Consider the following 21,637-nt stretch of genomic DNA (forward strand, 5'->3'; position numbering starts at 1 on the left):
GTGTGGTGGTGGACAGGCGCCATTGGGGCGCTTGCCCCCGTGGGAAGGTCAAGCCCCATGCCTGCCCAAGCCCTTGCGCCGCAAGAGCAGAAAGGCCGCGGGCACAACGAAGAGCGACAGCAGCGGCGCGGTCACCATGCCGCCGAGCATCGGCGCGGCAATGCGGCTCATCACCTCGGAGCCGGTGCCGCTGCCCCACACGATGGGCAGCAGGCCGGCGAGGATCACCGCGACCGTCATCGCCTTCGGGCGCACGCGAAGCACCGCGCCTTCGCGAATGGCCGCGAGCAGCATGGCGGCATCGACCGACTGACCGTCGCGCAGGCGGTCTTCGAGCGCATGCCGCAGGTACAGGAGCATCACGACGCCGAACTCGGCCGCCACGCCGGCCAGCGCGATGAAGCCCACGCCGGTGGCCACCGAGAGGTGGTAGCCCAGGGCGTACAGGAACCACACGCCCCCGGTGAGCGCGAGCGGCAGCGTGGCCATGATGAGCGCGGCCTCTTCCATGCGCCGGAAGGTCAGGTACAGCAGCACGAAGATGATCGCGAGCGTGGCCGGCACCACCACCTTGAGCCTGGCATTCGCACGCTCCAGGAACTCGAACTGGCCCGAGTACGCGAGGCTCATGCCGGGTTCGAGCGCGACCTGCGCCGACACGGCCTGCCGCAAGTCGGCCACCACCGAGGCGATGTCGCGGCCGCGCACGTCGACATACACCCAGCCGGACGGCCGCGCGTTCTCGCTCTTGAGCATCGGCGGCCCATCGGCGAGGCTGACCTTCGCCACGCTGCCGAGCGTGATCTGCTGGCCGGCGGGCGTGAGCACCGGCAGGTCGCGCAGCTTGTCGGCGCTGTCGCGCAGCTCGCGCGGGTAGCGCAGGTTGATGGGGAATCGCGCCAGACCCTCGACGGTCTCGCCGATGTTCTCGCCCCCGACCGCGCCGGCCACCACCGCCTGCACGTCGCTCACGTTGAGGCCGAAGCGTGCGGCGGCGGCGCGGTCGATTTGCACGTCGACATAACGCCCGCCGGTGAGGCGCTCGGCCAGCGCGGAACTCACACCCGGCACGCCCTTGGCCACACGCTCGACCTGGGCCGTGGCCTGGTCGATGGCGCGCAGGTCGGTGCCCGACACCTTCACGCCGATGGGGCTCTTGATGCCGGTCGCGAGCATGTCGATGCGGTTGCGGATGGGCGGGATCCAGATGTTGGTCAGGCCCGGGATCTTGACGGCCTCGTCCAGCGCTTCGACGAGCTTCTCGGGCGTCATGCCCGGCCGCCACTCGCTGCGTGGTTTCAGCTGCACGGTGGTCTCGAACATCTCCAGCGGCGCCGGGTCGGTGGCCGTTTCGGCGCGCCCGGCCTTGCCGAAGACACGCGCTACCTCGGGCACGGTCTTGATCATGCGGTCGCTGAGCTGCAGCAGCTCGGCCGCCTTCTGGGCCGACAGGCCCGGTAGCGCGGTCGGCATGTACAGCAGGTCGCCTTCGTCGAGCGGCGGCAGGAACTCGCCCCCCATCCGAGAAAGCGGCCACAGCGTGGTGGCGAACACGAGGCCCGCGATCACGAGCGTGAGCTTCGGCCAGCGCAGCACCGCGTCGAGCGCCGGCTGGTAGAGCGCGATCAGGCCGCGTGTGAGTGGGTTGCGCTGCTCGTCGGGAATGCGCCCACGGATCCAGTAGCCCATGAGCACCGGGATCAAGGTGACCGAGAGGCCGGCCGCCGCCGCCATCGCATAGGTCTTGGTGAAGGCAAGCGGGCCAAAGAGCCGCCCCTCCTGCGCTTCGAGGGTGAACACCGGCACGAACGACAGCGTGATGATCAGCAGCGAGAAGAAGAGCGCCGGCCCCACCTCGGTGGCGGCCTGGGTGATGACCTCCCAGCGCGCTTCGCCCTTCAGCTCTTCGGCCGGGTGCGCGTGCTGCCAGGCTTCGAGCTTCTTGTGCGCGTTTTCGATCATCACCACCGCGGCGTCGACCATCGCGCCGATGGCGATGGCAATGCCGCCGAGCGACATGATGTTGGCGTTCAGGCCCTGCCACTGCATGACGAGAAACGCCGCCATCACCCCGAGCGGCAGCGAGATGATGGCCACGAGCGCCGACCTCAGGTGCCAGAGGAACACGGCGCATACCGCGGCCACCACGGCAAACTCTTCCAGCAGCTTCATCGAGAGGTTGTCGATGGCACGCTCGATGAGCGCGCTGCGGTCATAGGTGGTGACGATCTCCACGCCCTTGGGCAGGCTGGCCTGCAGCTGCGTGAGCTTGTCCTTCACGGCTGCAATCGTGGCCTGCGCGTTCTTGCCGCTGCGCAGGATCACCACGCCGCCCACGGCCTCGCCGGTGCCATCGAGTTCCGAGATGCCGCGGCGCATCTCGGGCCCGGTCTGCACGGTCGCCACGTCGCCCAGCAACACCGGCACGCCGCCGCGCGCCGCGAGTGGCACCGCCTTGAAGTCGGCCAGCGTCTTCAGGAAGCCGCTCGCCCGCACCATGTATTCAGCCTCGGCGAGTTCCATCACCGAGCCGCCGGTCTCCTGGTTGGCGTTCATCAGCGCTTCGCGCACCTGCGCATGCGTGATGCCGTAGGCCGCGAGCTTCGCCGGGTCGAGCACCACCTGGTACTGCTTGACCATGCCGCCCACGGTCGCGACCTCGGCCACGTTGGCCACCGACTTCAGCTCGAACTTGAGGAACCAGTCCTGCAGCGCCCGCAGCTGGGCTAGGTCGTGCCGGCCGGTCTTGTCGACGAGCGCGTACTGGAACACCCAGCCCACGCCGGTCGCATCGGGCCCGAGCGAGGGCTTGGCAGTGTCGGGCAGGCGGCTTTGCACCTGGCTCAGGTATTCGAGCACCCGCGAGCGGGCCCAGTAGAGGTCGGTGTGGTCGTCGAAGAGCACGTAGACGAACGAGTCGCCGAAGAACGAATAGCCGCGCACCGTCTTCGCGCCCGGCACCGAGAGCATGGTGGTGGCCAGCGGGTAGGTCACCTGGTTCTCCACGATCTGCGGCGCCTGGCCGGGGTAGCTGGTGCGGATGATGACCTGCACGTCCGACAGGTCTGGCAGCGCGTCGATGGGTGTGGAGCGCAACGACAGCACGCCCGCCGCGGCGAGGAAGAGCGTGGCCAGCAGCACCAGGAACCGGTTGCCCACCGACCAGCGGATCAGCGCGGCGATCATTTGGCGCCTCCCGTGCGCGCGATGCGCTCGATGACGTGCTCGTCGCCCGACTGCGTGAAGCTGAACTGCACCGCATCGCCCGCCTTGAGGCCACGCGCGAGGCCCGGCTGGGCTAGCTTGAAGGGCATCTGCATGGCCGGCCATTTCAACGAGGCGATGGGCCCGTGGTCGAGCGTGATCTCTGTCTCCGACACCTCGATCACCTTGCCGCTGCCTTCGTGCATCGCCGGGCTCGCGCTCGGCTGGGGTGCCGAGGCGCCAGAAGCCGCGGCACGCGGGGCCACGCCGCGCATGCTCGCCTCGGAGTCGATGAGGAACTGGCCCGAGACCACCACCTGCTGGCCCGGCTGCAGACCTTGCAGCACTTCGAGCTGGCTGCCGAACTCGCGGCCCACACGCACCTCCACCGGCTCGTAGCGGCCGGGCGCCGTCACCACGTACACCACGGCCCGCTGGCCAGTGCGGATGACCGCATCGCTCGGCACCACGAGCGCTTCACGTTCGTCGCCCGCCAGGCGGACCTGCGCAAACATGCCCGCCCGCAAGCGACCCTGCGGGTTGGGCATCTCGATGCGCAGCTTGAGCGTGCGGGTGTCGGTGTTGGCCTGGGGCAGGATGGCGCTCACCCTGCCCTGCCGCGTCTCGCCCGGAAAGGCACTGAAACGCACCTCGACCGGCTGGCCCGGCCGCGCCGCGAAGGCCTGCGCTTCCGGCAGCGCCGCTTCCAGCCAGACAGTGGCGAGCCCGTTGATGCGCGCGAGCGTCATGCCCTGAGACACCGTCATGCCGGCGCGCACGCCGAGTTCCTGCAACACGCCGCCAATCGGCGCACGCACGGCCACCAGCGCCTGCGGCTGGCCGCTTTTCTCCACCTGCTCGATCGTGGCGGGCGGCACGCCCAGCAGCACCAGGCGCTGCCTCGCCGCCGCGGTGAGCGCCGCGTCGCCGGTGGCGCGCACCGACAGGTACTCCTGCTGCGCAGCCGTCCATTCGGGCACCAGCAATTCGGCGATCAAGGCACCCGCCGCGATCACATCGCCGGGCGCCATGCGGCCCACCTGCTGCACGAAGCCGCCGCTGCGTGCCTGGACGGTGGCCACGTCGCGCTCGTTGAGCTGCACGGTGGCCACCACGTCCACGCCGCTGCCGACGCGTTGTTTCTCCACCGTGGCCGTGCGCCAGCCGAGCGTCTGCGACAGGCGCGGGTCGACGGCCACGCCACCGGCCGGCACCTCGTCGGCGTACTTGGGCACGAGCTGCATGTCCATGAACGGCGACTTGCCGGGCTTGTCGAATTTCTGCTGCGGCATCATGGGGTCGTACCAGTAGAGGACCTTGCGCCCCTCCGGCGCGCCCACGCTTGCCGTTGCATCGGCGTGTGCTCCGCGCCAGGTGGCGACGCCGTAACCGACGCCTGCGCCGAGCACGATCAGGGCCGCAGCCGCGGCGGTGGTCTTGAAGAGGGTGTTCATGGGGGTCACTCCGCGATGAGGTGAGCGAGCCGCGCACGCTGGCTCATGAGCTGCGCTTCGAGGTCGAGGGCGCGGAACTGCGCTTCCGCCGCGTCCTTGCGGGCCACGAGCACGCTGGCGAGGTCGGCCCGGCCGGCCTCGTAGCTGGCGAGGGTCAGCTGCACCCGCTCGGCCGCCAGTGGCAGTGCCGCGGTCTTCTGCCGCTCGACCGCGCGCTCCAGCCGTCGCAGCTCGGCGAGCTGGGCCTGCACGTCGGCGCCAAGGCGTTTGAGCGCCTCGTCGCGCTCGGCTTCCAGCCGGCTCAGCTCCTTCTGGCGGGCGATGACCTGCGGCTCCTGCCGGGTGGACGGCGACACGGGCAGGTCGAACGTGAGCTGGAACGACAGCAGGTCGCCATAGGCACGGTTGCGGTTCCCATAGGCCAGCTCCCAGCCCCAATCGCCACGGCGCGAGGCCTGGGCCTCGGCCACCTCCGCGCGGGCCATCGCCAGCATCGGGGTCGACGCCAGCAGCTCGGCGTGGCGCTCGAGCCGCGGCAGGAGCGTCGCGCCATCGACCGCGAGGGTGGGCGGCGTGGCCTCGGTCTCCTCGCTCGCGGCGCCGGTCCAGCGCTCCAGGCCGGCCCGCGCCTGCTCGACGATCGCCTGCAGCTCGTCGCGCCGATCGGCCAGGGCCAGCGCTTCCTGGCGGGCCATCAGCGCCTCGGCCGGCATGGCCTTGCCGCCGGCGATGCGGGCGGCCAGCGTGTCGCGCAGCAGCCGGTTCTCATGCTCGAAGACGGCGAAGGCCTTCAGCTTGCGCTCGGCATAGTGCTGCGCGAGCCAGGCGAGCGAGGCTTCGCGACGCACGGCCAGGCGTTCGCTCTCCAGCAAGGCCCGCTCACGCTCGACCCGCGCCTGTGCGCCTTCGCGTTGGGCGGCGCGGCGCGCGGCGTTGGGCACTTCCTGCATCACGCCAACGCGGCGCATCGTCATCGACTCGCGGTTCCAGCTGAACCGGTCCATGCCGCTGATGGGGTAGTTCTCCACGCCCACCGCCAGCTTCGGGTCGGGCAGCTGGCCGGCGGCCATGCGGCTGTGCAATGCACCTTCGGCGCTGGCCTGCCGCGCCTTCAGCATGGGCGCGTGCTGCTCGGCGAGCGACAAGGCCTGCGGCAGGCTCAGCGGCGCCGACCAGGCCGGCGCCATGAGCAGCGCCCCCCATGCCACCACGGCGGTACACGCCTGCATGAGGACTCGGCCGCTTGCCGCGGCCACTTTCAACATCACCATGACGGTTCTCCAGAAGATCCAACAACGCGACGGCACCTGCAGTCACGGCTTCGCATGGAAGCCGCGCACCGCCCGTCGAGGGATCAATTGCGGAGAACGAGGTAGGCGAGATAGGCCGGTGGCGTGCCCGGTGGCGGGCCGGTGTGTGCGGCCATCACGGCCGGCAGGGCCAAGGCTTGCGCCGGGCCTTCGCGCTGCGACACCACGAAACGGCTGAGCAGCCAGTCGACCGCGAGCGCGGGCGTCAGGTCCACGGGCGGTGCGGTGTTGACCGACTGCTTGTCGCGATCGCAGTGCGCCTTGCACAGCTGGGGCGACTGCTCGTCGAGCGCCGTCATGCCAGGGCAGTCAGGCATGTCGGGCATAGCCACGACCGCCGGGGCCGGCTTGCCCGGTGTCGCACAGGCATAGGCCGCGGTGGCCAGCTGCAGACACACGAGCACGACCGCAAGAACGCTTGCGATCCAGCGGCGGTATGTCTTGTGCACGGCCATGAGACGAGTCTAGCGGGGCCTTGCGCCGGCCGGTGGCCTGCGAAGGTGACGCACGGCCAGGCAAATTGACGGCGGTCAACCGATGGCGGTCGACCGGATGCACGATGATGGCGGCCCCCGATCGCCTTCCTTCATCGCACCTTGACCGCTCTCGATCCCATCGCCTTCGGCCCCATCCTCGCCGCGCTGGCCGTCGGCCTCATCGTCGGACTCGAGCGCGGCTGGCGCGAGCGTGAGGCGGCCGATGGCCAACGGGTGGCGGGCCTGCGCACCTTTGCGCTCACCGGGCTCCTGGGTGGCGTGCTGGCGATCGTCGACCCGTGGCTGCTCACCGCGGGCAGCCTCGGGCTCGCGATCCTGGTGAGCGTGGGCTACCGGCAGTGGGTCAAGCTCTCAGGCAAGCTGAGCGCCACCTCGGCCATCGCGCAGATGCTGACCTTCGGCCTCGGCGCGCTCGCGGCAACCGGGCAGCCGCTGCTGGCGGTGAGCGCGGCCGTCATCGTGGCCACGCTGCTCAACCTGCGCTCCACGTTGCACCGCTGGCTGCGGCTGATGGAGCACCGCGAGTTGACGGCCGCCCTGCAGATGCTCGTTCTGTCGGCGGTGATCCTGCCGTTGCTGCCCGACCAGCCCTTCGGGCCCTACGGCGCGCTCAACCCTTATCGCCTTTGGTGGGCGGTGGTGCTCATCGCCGGGCTGTCGCTCTCGGGCCACGTGGCGATGCGGTTTGCCGGGGCTCAACGGGGCACGCTCCTGACCGGGCTGCTGGGCGGGCTCGCATCATCGACGGCCGCCACGCTCGCGCTCGCGCGCCAGCTGCGCGGCCGAGACGAGCTCGTCGAGCCCACGACCGCGGGCGCCCTCGCCGCCTGCGCGGTGATGTTCCTGCGCATGGCGGTGATCCTGCTCGTGATGTCGCCCGCGCTCGGGCGCGTGGCGCTGCTGCCGATGCTCGGCGCGGCCGGCACGCTGATGGTGTCTGCCGTGGTGCATTGGCAGCGCCGTCCCCGTGGCGCGCAGCCCGCGCCCGCCGCCGACCTGCCGGTCTTCGACCTCGGCACCGCGCTCGGCTTCGGCGCCTTCCTCGGCGTGATGGCCATGCTCACCGAAGCGAGCAAGCAATGGTTCGGGTTCAGCGGCCTCTACGGGCTTGCGCTTGTGTCGGGGCTGGTGGACGTGGACGCCATCACCATCTCGGCCGCGCGCATGGACGTGGCAAGCTCCGTCCCGACCTCGGTGGCCGCAGTCGCCATCGGCCTGGCGGCGCTGTCGAACATGGTGCTCAAGGCCGCGATGGCGTGGACCACCGGCGGCCGGGCGCTGGGCCGTGGCGTTGCGGTCGGCTACACCGCCGCGATGGCGGTGGCCGCGGGGCTGCTGGCCCTGGGCTTGCGCTGAGGTCAGCGCGGCAGCAGTTCGTGCACCGCACTGGCCAGGTCGCCGGCGATGGACATCGCGTTCGACGGATGGACGATCGTGTCGCAGCTCACCACCCTGCTCGCGCCCGCGGCCATGAGGTCGTCGAAGGCGCTGCCGGCGAACACGGCGTGCACCGCCACGCACACCGCCGGCGGCATGTCGAGCGTCTTCAGGTGGCCGAGCGTCTCGATCATCGTGTGGCCAGTGGAGACGATGTCGTCGACCAGCACCGGCGTGTGGCCGCGCCAGCGCGCCACGTCGGGTACCGACACCTCCACCTCGCGGTCGCCGCGCCGGGTCTTGCTCAGCACCAGCGAGGGCGCGCCCGCACGCTGCGCTACGTCGTCCACCCACTGGCGGCTTTCCTCGTCGGGGCCGATCAGCACCGGCTGGTGCACCTGCAGGCGCAGCCAGTCGGCGATGGCCTGCGCGGCGTGCACGTTGCGGGTGGGCACGCTGTAGACCTCGGCGAGATCGGCAATGCGGTGCAGATGCGGGTCGACGGTCGCGAGCCAGTCGAACCCTTGTGACAACCACCCCGCGAAGTGCTTCGCGCTGATCGTCTCGCCGGGGTGGAAGCGCACGTCCTGCCGCATGTAGGCGAGGTACGGTGCCACGAGCCCGACCGACGCTGCACCCGCGTCGCGAACGGCCGCCGCCAGCAGCAGGAGCGGCACGAGTTTGTCGTCGGGCCGGTCGAGCGTGCACACGAGCACGACGCTGCGCCCTTCGACCGCCGACACCACCCGAACGCTCGACTCCCCATCCGGGAAACGCCGCACCGAGGCCTCGCCACGCGGCGCGCCGAGCAGCGCGGCCAGGCGATCGGCCATCGCCTCGTTGCCGGGCATCGCGAGCACCACGGGGCTCATGCGTCGGCTCCGGGTTCACCGATGGTCATCAGCGGGTGCGAGGCGAGGTAGTCCATCGCGTAGGCCAGCTCGCCCGGCGTTTCGGTGTGCAAGGTGAAGAGCGGCGCGCCGCGCTCCACGTGATCGCCGAGCTTCACATGCATCTCGAGGCCGGCCACCGCGTCGGCCGGTGCCCCGGCCAGCTTGGCCACGCGCGAAAGGCGTCGGCTGTCGATCGCATGCACGAGCCCAGTCGTCTCGGAGAGGATGGGGTGCCGGATGTCGGCCACGGCGGGCTCGCGCAGGCCACCCTGCATCTCGCAGATGGCCTGGAACTTGGCCCATGCGGCGCCGCTGTCGAGCAGCTGGCAGGCCCGGTCATGGCCCTCCCCCGCCCGGCTGTGGCCGCAGAACTCGAGCAGGTGCCCGGCCAGTGCCACCGCGCGCATGCGCAGGTCGTGGGGGGCGTGCGTGGCACCGCGCAGCACCGCGAGCACGTCGTGCGCTTCCAGGGCCGGGCCGATGCCGCGGCCCACCGGCTGCGTGCCGAGCGTGCGCACGACGCGCAACTCCAGCCCGCAGGCACTGGCCACGTCTTCCAGCAAGGCCTTGAGCAGCAGGTAGTCGGCTTCGGAGCGCACCTTCGCGGTGGGGCCGACGGGCACGTCGATCACGACATGGGTCGAGCCGGCGGCGATCTTCTTCGACAGCACCGAGGCCACCAGTTGCGCGTCGCTGTCGATGTCGAGTGGCCGCTCGACGCGGATCATCACGTCGTCGGCGGGGCTCAGGTCGAGCGCACCGCCCCAGACGAAGCAGCCGCCTTCGCGTTCAACCACGCGCCGCATGGCGGGCACGTCGAGCCCCACGTGCGTCATGGTTTCCATCACATCGGCGGTACCGGCCGGCGAGGTGATCGCCCGCGAGGACGTCTTGGGCATGGTGAGGCCCGCGGCGGTGACGATCGCCACCACGATGGGCGTCGTGCGGTTGCCGGGCAGGCCGCCCACGCAATGCTTGTCGGCGATGGGCGCACGGCCCCAGGCCAGGCGCTGCCCGGCCGAGACCATCGCGCGCGTGAGGTCGATGGTCTCCTGCCGGTCCATGCGGCCGCCGGCGCACGCGGCGAGGAAGGCCGCGATGTGGGCGTCGGGGTAGCGCCCGCTGGCGATGTCTCGCACGATGGCGTCCAGGGCCGGTGCGGACAGGCGGTGGCCGTAGATCTTGGCGCGCACGTCGCTCATCGAATCGAGCGTCGGCGCATGCGCCACGTGGACGTGGTCCGAGGCGCGTATGCCCAAGGCGAGCCACGCGCTGTTGGACAGCCCGGCCTCGCCGGGCGACAGCAGGCCGGGGTCGGTGACGTTGAGCGTGGCGAGGATGCGGTGGCCGCCGTTGTGCACCAGCACGCGGGTCTGCGCGTCGAAGCCCTCGGAGCGGCAGACCACGCATTCGCGGTCCATGTAGACGACGAATTCCTGCTGCGTGTCGATGCCCATGCGCCGGGGGACCAGCGGGGTCATGTTGCTCCGCTCATGCTGCATGGCGACGGTCGTCAGGTCGGCATGCATCTCAGTGGCAGCTGCCGCAGCACCCCCCGCGCGCTGCGGCCGGGGCGGCGGTGGTTGCCGCTTCGACCGGCGTGTAGCCCGCGTCGGCAATCGCCGCCTTGAAGGCCCCGGCATCGCTGTCGCGACCGTCGATCTGCACGCGCTTGGTCCCGAGGTCGACCGACACCGTGGCGCCTGGCGCCACGGACTTGACGGCCTTGGTCACGGCGCCCACGCAGTGGCCGCAGGTCATGTCGTTGACATTGAAGACGATCATCGAAAACTCCATCGGAAGTGGTGTGTGGCGTGACTGTGAAGCTTCCCACGATGGGAGAGTCCAGCACTTTCTTTGTTTGCCCATCCTGACTGTGCTGTCTTCGCGCGGCACCCGGCGCGCAGAAGGTGGCCACTGATCCACGCGTTCTTGACGTCGATCAATCTGCGCACAAGGGCTCGTTCCTAGCATAGGTGCATCTGCAATGCAGCTTTTGTGAACCTCCAGGAAAAGGAGCCCCAGATGACGGTGACAACCTCTCAGACCCAGGTCGACGTGCGCGAGATCGCGCCCCGCGACCGACACCCGTTGATCTTCTCGACCTTCCACGGCCTCGGCGTGAACGAGTCGATGGAGCTGATCAACGACCACAACCCGAAACCGCTCTACTACCAGTTCCTCCACGAACTGGAAGGCCAGTTCCGCTGGGACTACCTGCAAGGTGGCCCCGACGTCTGGCGCGTGCGGATCATGAAGACGAGCAGCAAGGCGCCCGCCAAGGGCCCGTGCTGCGGCATGTGCGGAGGTGCATGATGAACAAGACTGCGAGGCTCTGGCGCTGGCTGGGGCTGATTTGTGTGCTGTCGTTCGGGGCGCTCGGCTACCTCGGCTGGCAGATCTATCTCTACGCGCCGCCCATCCCGAAGCAGGTCGTGACGACCGAGGGCGACGTGATCTTCACCGGCGAGCAGATCCAGCGCGGCCAGCAGGCCTGGATGGCCGCCGGCGGCCAGCAGCTCGGCACGGTGTGGGGCCACGGCAGTTATGTGGCGCCCGACTGGTCGGCCGACTGGCTGCACCGTGAAGCGCTCGCGCTGCAGGCCATCCGCACCGCGCAACTGAACGACAAGGACGTCGTCGCCGTGCGGGTGCGCGAGGAGATGCGCCGCAACACGTATGACGAAGTGAGCGGCGCGGTGAAGGTCTCGCCCGAGCGGGCACAGGCGATCAAGCAGGTCGCCAGTCACTACACCGCCCTCTTCGGCAGCGACCCCGAGCTCGCCAAGCTGCGCGAGCAGTACGCGATGACCGACGCCACCCTGCCCGACCAGGCCGACCGCCAGGCGCTCACCGCGTTCTTCTTCTGGTCGTCGTGGGCCGCCACGACCAACCGGCCGAACGAAGACAACCTCAGCTACACGAGCAACTGGCCGCACGAGCCGCTGGTGGGCAACACGATGTCGACCTCGGCCGCGATGTGGTCGATGGTGAGCATCATCCTGCTCATCGCCGGCATCGCCGCCATGCTGTGGCTGCACGGCCGTGGCGAGCATGAGGAAGAAGCGCAGGTGCCCAAGACCGACCCGCTGGCCGGTGCCAAGGCCACGCCGTCGATGAAGGCCACGCGCAAGTACTTCTTCGTCGTCATCGGCCTGATGCTGCTGCAGATCGGCATGGGCGTGATCACCGCGCACTACGCGGTCGAAGGGCAATCGTTCTTCGGGCTGCCGCTGTCCGACATCCTGCCCTACGTGACGAGCCGCACCATCCACACGCAGGTCGGCATCTTCTGGATCGCCACCGCATGGCTGGCCACCGGGCTTTACGTCGCGCCCTTGCTCTCGGGCAAGGAGCCGAAGTTCCAGAAGCTCGGTGTCGACGCGCTCTTCTGGGCGCTCATCGTGGTGGTGCTCGGCTCGGTGATCACCGGCTGGCTCGGCACGATGCAGCGCCGTGGTGTCGACTTCAGCTTCTGGCTCGGCAACCAGGGCCTCGAGTTCACGAGCATGGGCCGTGTGTGGCAGATCCTGCTCTTCGTGGGCCTGCTCTTCTGGGTGTTCCTGCTCGGGCGTGCGCTGTGGCCTGCGCTCAAGAAGGCGTCTGAGACGCGCGGCCTGATCGCGATGGTGTTCCTGTCGGCCACCTGCATCGGCGGCTTCTACGCCACCTCGCTCACCTGGGGCCAGCACACCCACTACTCGATGATCGAATACTGGCGCTGGTGGCTGGTGCACCTGTGGGTGGAAGGCTTCTTCGAAGTGTTCGCCACCGCCGTGGTCGCGCTGATCTTCACCAACCTGGGCCTCGTGCGGGCCGCCTCGGCCAACCGTGCCATCGTGGCCGAGACCATCGTGTTCCTCTTCGGCGGCATCCTCGGCACGCTGCACCACCTCTACTGGACGGGCACGCCCACCTCGGTGATCGCCGTGGGCGCGGTGTTCTCGGCCCTCGAAGTGGTGCCGCTCACGCTGATCGGTCTCGAAGCGCTGCAAACCTGGCGCCGTGCCCGCAACGTGGAATGGCTCGGTGCGTACAAGTGGGTCATCCTCTCGTTCGTGGCTGTGGGCTTCTGGAACACGGTGGGTGCCGGCCTGCTTGGCTTCGCCATCAACCCGCCGGCCTCGCTGTACTACGTGCAGGGCCTGAACATGACGGCCGCCCACGGGCACGCTGCACTCTTCGGGGTGTACGGCATGCTGGGCATCGGGCTCATGCTCTTCTGCCTGCGCGGCCTCTACGAGCGCCAGCTGCATGCCGACCAGTTCCTGAAGCCTGCCTTCTGGTGCCTCAACATCGGCCTCGGGATGATGGTCTTCATGTCGCTGCTGCCCGCGGGCATCTACCAGGCCTGGGCCAGCATCACCAAGGGCCTGTGGTACGCCCGCTCGCCGGAGATCATCCACTCCACGGTGATGGAAACGCTGGTGTGGCTGCGTGTGCCGGGTGACATCGTCTTCGCCGCCGGCAGCGTGTGGCTCGCGGTATATGCACTGAAGCTCTTGCGCCGCGACCGCCAGGCCGTGACGCAGGCGCAGACCCAGGCCACGCGAGCCTGACGATGGCCACGCCAGCTTCGTTCGCCTACGAGGGCCCAGCCGAGTGGCTGGGCCCGATCGAAAACGCGCTCAAGCGCGTGGTCGACCCGGAGGTGGCGATGACCATCGTCGACGTGGGCCTGGTGTATTCGGTCCACGTCGAACCCGGCCGCTGGCACGTCGTGATGACGATGACCTCGGCGGCCTGCCCGGTCACCGACGTCATCCTCGACGAAGCGGAAGAAGAACTCGGCCGTGTCGCCCCCAGCGGCACGGCCATCGACCTGGAGCTGGTGTGGGAACCACCGTGGACACCCGAGCGCATGAGCGCCAGGGCCAAGGCCTTCATGGGATGGTGACGCAGCGCCTGGCGCTGCGTTTTGCATTCCTGGCCCTGGTCTTCGTCGCGCTCGCGAGCGGCATCGCTGGCGGCCTCGTGCGCGCCGGCGTGTCGTGGGAGGTGCTCTCGGGCACCGGCTGGTTGCCGCGCGCCGTGCTCGGCCACGCCTTCCTCATGGTGTCGGCCTTTCTCGGCACCGTGATCGGGCTGGAGCGCGCCGTGGCGCTCAAGCACCCCGCGGCCTTCACCGCCCCCGTGGCGTCGGGCCTTTCCGGTGTGCTGCTGGTGAGTAGCCTCGCCGATCTGGCCGCCTGGCTCGCGGTGCTCGCGGCCAGCGCCTTCGTGGCGGTGAATGGGGTGGTGGTCAAGCGCCAGCGGGCGGACCACACCCTGCTCCTGCTCGTGGCCGCGGTGGCCTGGTGGGTCGGCGCCCTCGCGCATGCGTTGGGCGGCGTGGCCCAGGGCGCGATCTCGTGGTGGCTCGCCTTCCTCGTGCTCACCATCGCGGCCGAGCGGCTCGAGATGACGCGGCTCATGCGCCGCAGGCCCGGCGCGCAGCCCACGCTGCTCGCGGCCCTTGTGGTGCTGTCGGTGGGGTGCGGCCTGTCGCTGTTCGAGGCGAGTGTCGTCCCGGGCGGCCTTTTCTATGGCGCGGCATTGATCGCGCTCTCGGTCTGGCTGTTCCGCTTCGACATCGCCCGCAAGACCCTCTTCGCGCATGGCCTCAGCCGCTACATGGCGGTGTGCTTGCTGCTCGGCTACGGCTGGCTCGCGGTGGCGGGTCTCGCATGGATGGGCAGCTCGCTCGGCCTGCCCTGGCGAGATGCGGCGCTGCATGGCCTCGCGCTCGGCTTCGTGTTCAGCATGATCTTCGGCCACGCGCCGGTGATCCTGCCGGCGCTCACCCGCGTGAAGATCGCCTTCTCGTGGGCCTTCTACCTGCCGCTCGCGTTGCTGCACGGTTCACTCGTGGCCCGCCTGCTGCTGTCGCACGCCGAGCCCTCGCTGCTGCGAGTGGGCTCCGCGCTCAATGCGCTGGCGATCGTGGCCTTTGCGCTCACGGTGGGCGCCTCGGCCATCGCGTGGAAGTCGAAGTTCTCATCCGAGCGCGGGCGCCCATGAGAAGACGCCCCCTCTTGCCTTCGATCAAGGCGCCAACCCCGGCGCGGCCCTAGCCTCTGCGGCCCATATGCACCCTATGCACTGGCGTTTCGATCGACTCTTTCTCGCACCGCACCGGCTGGCGTTTGCCTGCGGTGCCTTGCTCTTCATGCTGAGCGGCGTGTGGTGGGGTTTTCTCACCCTCGGCAGCTCGTTCGGCTACGGGCTGCCGTCGCATCTTCCGCCCGGCCTGGTGCACAGCCTGCTGATGGGCTTCGGCTTCATGCCCTTCTTCTTCATCGGCCTGCTTTTCACCGCCGGCCCGAAGTGGCTGTCACGGCCGGCTGTCGATGCACGCACGCTGCTGCCCTGCCTGCTGCCGCAGGTGGCGGGCTGGCTCGTCTTCCTGCTCTCGGTGCATGCACGCGACCCGGCCTTCGCGCAGGTCGTCGGCGCCATCGGCCTCGCCGCCGTGGCGCTCGGGTGGACGGTGGCCGTGCTGCGCTTCGCCGTCATGGTCGCCACGAGCAGGGTCGACGACCGGCTGCACGTCACGCTCATCGTGGTGGGCGGCGCGGTCGGCAGCTTCGCCCTCGCGCTGGCCGCGGCCGGCGTGGCGCTCGGTGACGTGCCGCTGGTGCGCGCCGCCGTGCAACTCGGCCTCTGGGGCTTCGTCGGCCTCATCTTCGCCGCCGCCGCGCACCGCATGGTGCCTTTCTTCTCGGCCGCGGCCGTGCCCTCGCTGGACGCGTGGCGGCCAAAGGGGCTGCTGTGGGTCTTTGTCGCGGTGTTCGCGCTGCGCGCGGCCGTGTCGACCGGCGAGGTGCTCGGGGTCACGCAGGCGATCTGGGCGCTGCCCCTCGCCGCGGTCGAACTGGCCGCAGGCCTCGGCTGCATCGCGCTCGCCGTGCGATGGGGCCTGGTGCAGAGCCTGCGCATCCGCCTGCTCGCCATGCTGCACATCGGCTTCACCTGGCTCGGCGTGGCGCTGGTGCTCTTCGGCATCGCGCATGCGCTCGAAGCGGCGGGCGGCCCGGCCTCGGCGCTCGGTCTCGCGCCGATGCATGCCTACACGATGGGCTTTCTCGCGTCCACGATGCTGGCGATGGTCACGCGCGTCAGCTGCGGCCACGGCGGGCGCGTGCTCGCGGCGGATGGCTTCATCTGGCGACTCTTCTGGCTGCTGCAGGTGGCCATCCTCGCGCGGCTGCTGGGTGCGGTGCTGATGCAGGTCGACGGCCTGTGGGCCCTCGCGCTCATCCTCGCGGCGGCGCTCGGCTGGGCCATCGTCTGCTCGGCCTGGGGCGTGCGCTACGGCCATTGGTTCGGCACGCCACGGCCCGACGGCCGCGCCGGCTGAGCGTCTTTCTCTTCTTTCCGACTCCATGACCCCACGCCCCTCCAAGCCCGAGCTCGTGTGCCCGGCCGGCTCGCTGCGCGCCCTGAAGCTCGCCATCGACGCCGGCGCCGATGCCGTGTACCTCGGCCTGCGCAACGCCACCAACGCCCGCAACTTCGCCGGCCTCAACTTCGACGACGAGCAGCTGCGCGAAGGCATTGCCTACGCCCACCGCCGTGGCCGCAAGGTTCTGATGGCGCTCAACACCTTCGCCGACGGCGAGCGCATGGCCACCTGGCACGGCGCGGTGGACGCTGCCGCGCGCCTGGGTGCCGATGCGCTCATCGTGGCCGACGTCGCCGTGATGGCCTACGCCCGCGAGCACCACCCCGAGTTGCGCCTGCATCTGTCGGTGCAGGCTTCGGCCACCAGCCACGAAGCCATCGCCTTCTACCAGCGGCACTACGGCATCCAGCGCGCGGTGCTGCCGCGCGTGCTCACGCTGTCGCAGGTGGCGAGCGTGCTCAGCCACAGCACGGTCGACATCGAGGTCTTCGGCTTCGGCAGCCTCTGCGTGATGGTCGAGGGGCGCTGCGCGCTCTCGTCCTACGCCACCGGCCAGTCGCCCAACAACGCGGGCGTGTGTTCGCCGCCGTCGGCCGTGCGCTGGCAGGAAGGGCCGGAAGGCACCGATGCGCGCCTCAACGGCCTGCTCATCGACCGCTACGCGCCGCACGAGCCGCGCGGCTACCCCACGCTCTGCAAGGGCCGCTTCGACGTCAACGGCGCGCGCGACTACGCACTCGAAGAGCCCACGAGCCTCAACACACTGGCCATCCTGCCCGAGCTCATCCGCATGGGCGTGGGCGCCATCAAGATCGAAGGCCGGCAGCGCAGCCCGGCGTATGTGGAACAGGTGACGCGCGTGTGGCGACAGGCCATCGACAGCGCCGCCGCCGACCCGCACCGTTTCCGTGTCGACCCGGCCTGGACGGCGGGGCTGGCCCATCTGGCCGAAGGCCAGCAACACACCCTGGGCGCCTTTGAGCGGCCTTGGCGATGACTGCATCTCAAGAAAACTTCACCCTGTCCATCGGCCCGGTTCTCTACTACTGGCCGCGAAACGAACTGCTCCAGTTCTACGCCGACGTGGCCGAAAGCCGCGCCGGCTCGGTGGTGCTGGGCGAGGTGGTGTGCTCGCGCCGCCATGAGATGAAGACCGCCGACTGGCTGGCGCTCGCGCGCGACCTGCGCGCCGCCGGCAAGGAGGTCGTGCTCGCCACCCAAGCGCTGATCGAGTCGGAAGCCGACCTGCGCGTGCTGCGCCGCGTCGCCGAACAGGGCGAGTTCCTCGTCGAGGCCGGTGACGCGTCGGCGCTGGGCGTGCTCACCGAGATGCGCGTGCCCTTCTCGCTCGGCCCGCACATCAACGTGTACAGCCCGCAGGCGATGAACGAATACGTGCGGCTCGGGGCGACCCGCTGGGTGGCCCCGGTCGAGTTGTCGCTCGACGCCATCGGCGGCATTCGCGGTGGCGTGCCCACCGAGGTGTTCGCCTACGGCCGCATGCCGCTCGCGTTTTCCGCGCGCTGCTTCACCGCCCGCCACCACCGGCTGAGCAAGGACCAGTGCGAATTCCGCTGCCGCGACGATGCCGCCGGCCTGCTACTGTCGACCGGCGAAGGCCAGCCCTTTCTCGTGCTCAACGGCATCCAGACGCAGTCGGCCGCGCAGCAGTGCCTCATCACCGAGCACGCGCGCCTGCAGGCCGCGGGCGTCACGCGGCTGCGGCTCTCGCCGATGTCGCGGCACTTCAACGGCGTGATCGACGCGTTCGACCAGGTGATGAACCACGGCGGTGATGCGGCGCAAGCCTGGCGCGAGCTCGACGCGGCCAGCCTGCCCGGCGGTCTGGTCAACGGCTTCGCCCACGGGCAGCCCGGCATTGCACAGGTGGCGTGATGGTGGCGATGCAGATTCCGGCCGCGATGGCGGCACGCATGAAGTCGGTGGTGAGGCGGCTGCCGCAAGAGCCGCCCGCGTTCGCGCTTTCGCTCGCGCTCAACCGCTGGCTGCGCCCGCGCCTGCCGGCCGATACCACGCAGGCGCTTTCGGGCCGCCCCGTCACGGTGGAAGTCACCGACCTCGGGTTGCGCATGAAGCTCCAGCTCGGCCCGCAGGGCTTCAAGGTTGCCTCGTCCAACGCGCCGGCCGCGCTGCGCATCGTGGCCTCGTCGGCCACCTACGCGCGATTGCTGGCGGGCCAGGACGACGCCGACCGCCTCTTCTTCGAGCGGCTGCTCACGATGGAAGGCGACACCGAGATGGGCCTCGTGCTGAAGAACGCGCTCGACGCGCTCGGGCCGCTGTGGACCTCAGGGCGCTGAGGTCGATGAGGCCGATGGGGCCGTGCCCCTCAAGCGCTCGACCAGCGAGCCGATGAGCGCCTGGCCCTGAGGGTCGAGGTGGCCGGCGCGCAGGCGCTGCTCACGCTCGAGTTCGCGCATGCGCCACTCCATCTCGCCGACCAGCGTGACGATCTCGGCATAGACACGCGCGTCTTGCAGCGACGCGAGTTCGGCCACGATGTATTCAGGGCTGCCCGCGTCGAGCCCCGTGCTGGAAAACGATGCGCGGATGCGCTGGATCCGCCGCAGCCCCGACTCGAGCACCTGGCGCACCCGCGGGCTCGCCACTTCGATCTGCTGCTCGATCCAGCCGAGCTCGCCCTGGAACCGCTCCAGCGTGGCGGCGACGCGCAGGATGCGCGGAACGACCTCTTCCAGCGGCGGCGCCGAAGCCAGCTCGATCGGCATGTCGGGCGCCATGCGTGCGGCCGACGACACCGCGTCGAGCAGCTCGGGCGTGAATTCCCCGGGCACCAGCCGCGCCGCCATGCTGGCACGCAGCAAGGGTGTGCGGCCCGACTCGACCAGGCCCATCAGCCACTCGGCCGCCGCCAGGATCTGCCCATTCAGCGACACGTCGTCGCCCTTGATGCCCCGCGGGTAGCCGAAGCCATCGAGCCGCTCGTGGTGCATCAGCACCGCGTCGGCGATCTCGTTGCCGGCGCCGACCATGTCGCGCAGCACACGGCTGGCGATCAGCGGGTGCGCGGCGATGTGGCGCCACTTGGGCGCGTCCAGGCGCGTGCCTTTGCGCACGAGCTCGGGGTCGATGTAGAGCTCGCCGACGTCATGCACCAGGCCGGCGGTGGCCAGCATGCGGTGGCGGTCGATCTCGCCCGGGAGCAGGCGGCGCCCGAGCGCCATGGCGAGCATCGCCACGCCCACCGCGTGTTCGACACGCTGCGCTTGCTGCTGCCCATACACCGTCAGCAGCGACTGCATCGGCTTCGACAGCGTGAGCTTGGCGAGCGACGCGGGAATCGGCCGCGACCGATCGCTCATGCACAGCGCTTCGAGCAGCGGGTGCTGCGCGAGCAGCACGTTCGCCACCGGCTCGAAACGGCCCGGGATGATGCCGTCGACGATCTCGATGCAGTCTTCCAGTGGCTTGGCCAGCTTGTGGCACAGCAGCCGGTCGCGCGTGCTGGCATCGATGCGGGCGCCCTTGGCCAGGAGTTTGACGCCGTTGCCCGTCACGATGTCTTCCGACGCCGCCACCTCGTGCTTCTCGGAAGTCGCAACGACATGGTTGAGGTAATGCGGGTTCACCGCATCGGTCGGTTCGGTCGCAGCGGCGGTCGCGGCAGTCATGGGCAGCTCTTGGTCGAAGCCTCCGGGTGCATTCGGTTATATCGGCCGCGGGCCGGCGCAATTGAGGGCGCACGACCGCAGCGCGGCACCCTCCGTGCCGCGATTTGATCCAGATCAGGCTTTCGGGCTCAGTGCCGCAGGCCGAGCGGGGTGAGCGTCAGGTGCGAGCTGCGCAGGAGCAGGCTGCCATCGGGCAGCTCCTCCACGCTTTCGCCGCCGGCCAGCCGGTATTCGACCTGCCCGTTCGGCTCCCAGTGCTCTTGCCCGTCGGTGGGCAGGGAACGGTCTTGCACCAGGTGCTCATAGGCGCAGACCTTGTACGTCTGGCCGTCGGCGCCGCGGGCGGCAAACGAGTCGAGCAGATGCAGCTTGTAGTCCATGTCGGTCTCCTGTACGTCGGACAGACTGGGATCACGGCCGGTCGGCAACGTTCCGGAGGAACAGAGGCCTTCAGTCACCCCGGGCGCCCAGCCGCCCGAGCTTCACCAGCCAGCGTTCGCGATGCTTCGCGTCGCCTTCGATCATGCCGATCAGCGTTTCGTGGATCGGTGCAATGCCCACGAACCCGAGGATGTTTCTCTCCAGCGCCTTGAGGCTGTGCGCCCGGAAGACGAAACGGTACGCCAGCGCTGGCATGCCCATCGTCACCACGAGCCGTGCCGAGCGGCCGGCCAGCAGCTTCTTCGGGAAGCCCTGGCCGTCCATCTTCGAGAGCGCAAACCCCGGGCGCGCCACTTGCTCGAGAAAACCTTTCAGCAATGCCGGCATGCCGCCCAGCCACAGCGGAAACACGAACACCAGGTGCTCGGCCCGCAAGATCGCCTCCTGCACCGGCTTCAGGCTCTCGGGCGTTTGGCCGTCGTCCCAGTCGGCCTTGCTGCGCAGGAGGGGGAAGTCGAGCTGCGCGATCTCGCAGGTCTCGACGGTGTGGCCCGCGGCGCGGGCGCCCTGGGCATAGGCCTCGGCGAGCGCGTGGCAGAAGTGGCGCGCATGCGCGTCGGGGTGGCCTTGGAGGATGAGGATTCGTTTGCCCATGCGCCATGCTCGCAGTGCGTGGATAGGCCCCCCTTGCGCTGGCTCAATGCTTCACGTTCTCCCGGTTGAAGCCCCGCGTGGGGGCGATGGTGCTGGGCACCTGCTGCACCGAGCTGCACGGCGCCTGCCACTCGCGCAGCTCGGTGGCGAGGAGGGTGTGGCGATCGCGCTCGGCGCGCTCGATGAGGGCGAAGACGTTGTCGTCGTTGACGAGCTCGCGGCCCACGCCCCGCGTGAGGCGTGCGTAGATTTCGTCGATGCTGAGATCCATGGGCGGACTCCTTCGGTGGCAATGCCTGTCGGCTGGCAAGTGCCGTACCGAAGCGGGCCGGCGCGTGGGACTTCCCCCACACGCACTTGCCCTGTGCTCCGATGGCCCCCGCCGCCACGCCGCGCGACAGTCGCCTCATCGCTGAACACACAGCGCATCGAGGAGATTCCACATGGCAACGAGCAGCATCCTGGGCGGCACCGCCGCTCCCCAACGACCCCGCGGCACCGGCGCCGACCTGCTGGGCCCGAGCGACAGCTCCGACTCCGGCAGCGACGTGCAAGGCGAACGCACCCTTGCCACCGACGCCGACGACGGCGGCACCGGCGCGGTGCCCGCCGAACTCGACAGCGACACCGATGCCCGCGGCACCGGCGAGCGAGCCGCCGCAGCCGGCACCGAGCCGCGCGACGGCGACGACATCCTGCCCGACCGGGTGATCCGCACGGCCGACGCACTCGACGACGCCGACAGGCTGGAGGTCGACGAGCTGGTGGCCGACGAGCCCGAGCTGGGCGAAGCCGGCGACGAAGAAGCCTCAGACGACCTGCGCCACTGA

21 protein-coding genes are annotated in these 21,637 nt (G+C 69.8%); 10 read left to right on the plus strand and 11 right to left on the minus strand.

The genetic code is table 11. The features are described 5' to 3' along the window. Positions 1-48: 48 nt before the first annotated feature. The 4 genes from KF892_04005 to KF892_04020 form a co-directional block, all read right to left on the minus strand. A complete protein-coding gene (locus KF892_04005) occupies positions 49-3,186 on the minus strand; it encodes an efflux RND transporter permease subunit (protein ID MBX3624156.1) in 3,138 nt (1,045 codons plus the stop codon). Beyond that, positions 3,183-4,658 carry an efflux RND transporter periplasmic adaptor subunit gene (locus tag KF892_04010; protein ID MBX3624157.1) on the minus strand — a complete coding sequence of 492 codons (1,476 nt, stop codon included), beginning with the start codon at positions 4,656-4,658 and terminating at the stop codon, positions 3,183-3,185. Before KF892_04010 ends, KF892_04005 begins: the two co-directional genes overlap by 4 nt. A gap of 5 nt (positions 4,659-4,663) precedes the next feature. Beyond that, positions 4,664-5,929, minus strand: coding sequence for a TolC family protein (locus tag KF892_04015; protein MBX3624158.1), 1,266 nt, complete (start codon positions 5,927-5,929; stop codon positions 4,664-4,666). 83 nt (positions 5,930-6,012) lie between these two features. After that, a complete protein-coding gene (locus KF892_04020; GenBank protein MBX3624159.1) occupies positions 6,013-6,423 on the minus strand; it encodes a hypothetical protein in 411 nt (136 codons plus the stop codon). Positions 6,424-6,597: 174 nt separating this feature from the next. On the opposite strand from KF892_04020, the gene KF892_04025 reads away from it, so the two are divergent. Continuing rightward, positions 6,598-7,821, plus strand: a complete 1,224-nt coding sequence (locus KF892_04025; protein ID MBX3624160.1) for an MgtC/SapB family protein — start codon at positions 6,598-6,600, stop codon at positions 7,819-7,821. A 2-nt stretch (positions 7,822-7,823) separates the two neighbouring features. Here KF892_04025 and KF892_04030 read toward each other — a convergent pair whose 3' ends face one another. Genes KF892_04030 through KF892_04040 form a run of 3 tightly spaced genes read right to left on the minus strand, consistent with a single transcriptional unit; the run spans position 7,824 to position 10,520 of the window. Then, positions 7,824-8,714, minus strand: coding sequence for a ribose-phosphate pyrophosphokinase (locus tag KF892_04030; GenBank protein MBX3624161.1), 891 nt, complete (start codon positions 8,712-8,714; stop codon positions 7,824-7,826). Further along, a complete protein-coding gene (locus KF892_04035; protein MBX3624162.1) occupies positions 8,711-10,237 on the minus strand; it encodes a thymidine phosphorylase family protein in 1,527 nt (508 codons plus the stop codon). Before KF892_04035 ends, KF892_04030 begins: the two co-directional genes overlap by 4 nt. A gap of 28 nt (positions 10,238-10,265) precedes the next feature. Continuing rightward, positions 10,266-10,520, minus strand: coding sequence for a heavy-metal-associated domain-containing protein (locus tag KF892_04040; protein ID MBX3624163.1), 255 nt, complete (start codon positions 10,518-10,520; stop codon positions 10,266-10,268). 240 nt (positions 10,521-10,760) lie between these two features. Between KF892_04040 and KF892_04045 the strand changes: the two genes are divergently transcribed. The 8 genes from KF892_04045 to KF892_04080 all read left to right on the plus strand — a co-directional run bounded on the left by KF892_04045 (position 10,761) and on the right by KF892_04080 (position 18,440). Further along, the gene (locus tag KF892_04045; GenBank protein MBX3624164.1) at positions 10,761-11,051 is read left to right on the plus strand and encodes a DUF2249 domain-containing protein; all 291 of its coding nucleotides are present in this window, start codon (positions 10,761-10,763) and stop codon (positions 11,049-11,051) included. Then, a complete protein-coding gene (locus tag KF892_04050) occupies positions 11,051-13,294 on the plus strand; it encodes a nitric-oxide reductase large subunit (protein ID MBX3624165.1) in 2,244 nt (747 codons plus the stop codon). Before KF892_04045 ends, KF892_04050 begins: the two co-directional genes overlap by 1 nt. Before the next feature lie 2 nt (positions 13,295-13,296). Next, positions 13,297-13,632, plus strand: coding sequence for a metal-sulfur cluster assembly factor (locus KF892_04055; protein MBX3624166.1), 336 nt, complete (start codon positions 13,297-13,299; stop codon positions 13,630-13,632). Beyond that, entirely contained in the window at positions 13,626-14,735 is a 1,110-nt protein-coding gene (locus tag KF892_04060; GenBank protein ID MBX3624167.1) for a hypothetical protein, read from the plus strand. The genes KF892_04055 and KF892_04060 overlap by 7 nt, the downstream gene beginning before the upstream one ends. Positions 14,736-14,811: 76 nt before the next feature. Continuing rightward, the gene (locus tag KF892_04065; GenBank protein ID MBX3624168.1) at positions 14,812-16,074 is read left to right on the plus strand and encodes an NnrS family protein; all 1,263 of its coding nucleotides are present in this window, start codon (positions 14,812-14,814) and stop codon (positions 16,072-16,074) included. A gap of 25 nt (positions 16,075-16,099) precedes the next feature. Continuing rightward, a complete protein-coding gene (locus KF892_04070; GenBank protein MBX3624169.1) occupies positions 16,100-17,116 on the plus strand; it encodes a U32 family peptidase in 1,017 nt (338 codons plus the stop codon). Continuing rightward, the gene (locus KF892_04075; GenBank protein MBX3624170.1) at positions 17,113-18,015 is read left to right on the plus strand and encodes a U32 family peptidase; all 903 of its coding nucleotides are present in this window, start codon (positions 17,113-17,115) and stop codon (positions 18,013-18,015) included. The genes KF892_04070 and KF892_04075 overlap by 4 nt, the downstream gene beginning before the upstream one ends. Then, positions 18,015-18,440: an SCP2 sterol-binding domain-containing protein gene (locus KF892_04080; protein ID MBX3624171.1), complete on the plus strand. Its 426-nt coding sequence runs from the start codon at positions 18,015-18,017 to the stop codon at positions 18,438-18,440. Before KF892_04075 ends, KF892_04080 begins: the two co-directional genes overlap by 1 nt. Here the strand turns inward: KF892_04080 and KF892_04085 are convergent. The 4 genes from KF892_04085 to KF892_04100 all read right to left on the minus strand — a co-directional run bounded on the left by KF892_04085 (position 18,429) and on the right by KF892_04100 (position 21,078). Next, positions 18,429-19,772, minus strand: a complete 1,344-nt coding sequence (locus tag KF892_04085; GenBank protein MBX3624172.1) for an HD domain-containing protein — start codon at positions 19,770-19,772, stop codon at positions 18,429-18,431. The two genes, KF892_04080 and KF892_04085, sit on opposite strands and share 12 nt — an antisense overlap. Before the next feature lie 128 nt (positions 19,773-19,900). Next, a complete protein-coding gene (locus tag KF892_04090; GenBank protein MBX3624173.1) occupies positions 19,901-20,152 on the minus strand; it encodes a hypothetical protein in 252 nt (83 codons plus the stop codon). A gap of 70 nt (positions 20,153-20,222) precedes the next feature. Then, the gene (locus tag KF892_04095; GenBank protein ID MBX3624174.1) at positions 20,223-20,807 is read right to left on the minus strand and encodes an NAD(P)H-dependent oxidoreductase; all 585 of its coding nucleotides are present in this window, start codon (positions 20,805-20,807) and stop codon (positions 20,223-20,225) included. Positions 20,808-20,850: 43 nt separating this feature from the next. Continuing rightward, complete coding sequence (locus KF892_04100; GenBank protein ID MBX3624175.1) at positions 20,851-21,078, minus strand: hypothetical protein; 228 nt, start codon at positions 21,076-21,078, stop codon at positions 20,851-20,853. A gap of 172 nt (positions 21,079-21,250) precedes the next feature. On the opposite strand from KF892_04100, the gene KF892_04105 reads away from it, so the two are divergent. After that, positions 21,251-21,637, plus strand: coding sequence for a hypothetical protein (locus KF892_04105; protein MBX3624176.1), 387 nt, complete (start codon positions 21,251-21,253; stop codon positions 21,635-21,637).

The organism is Rhizobacter sp. (genome assembly GCA_019635355.1).
GTDB lineage: Bacteria > Pseudomonadota > Gammaproteobacteria > Burkholderiales > Burkholderiaceae_C > Rhizobacter.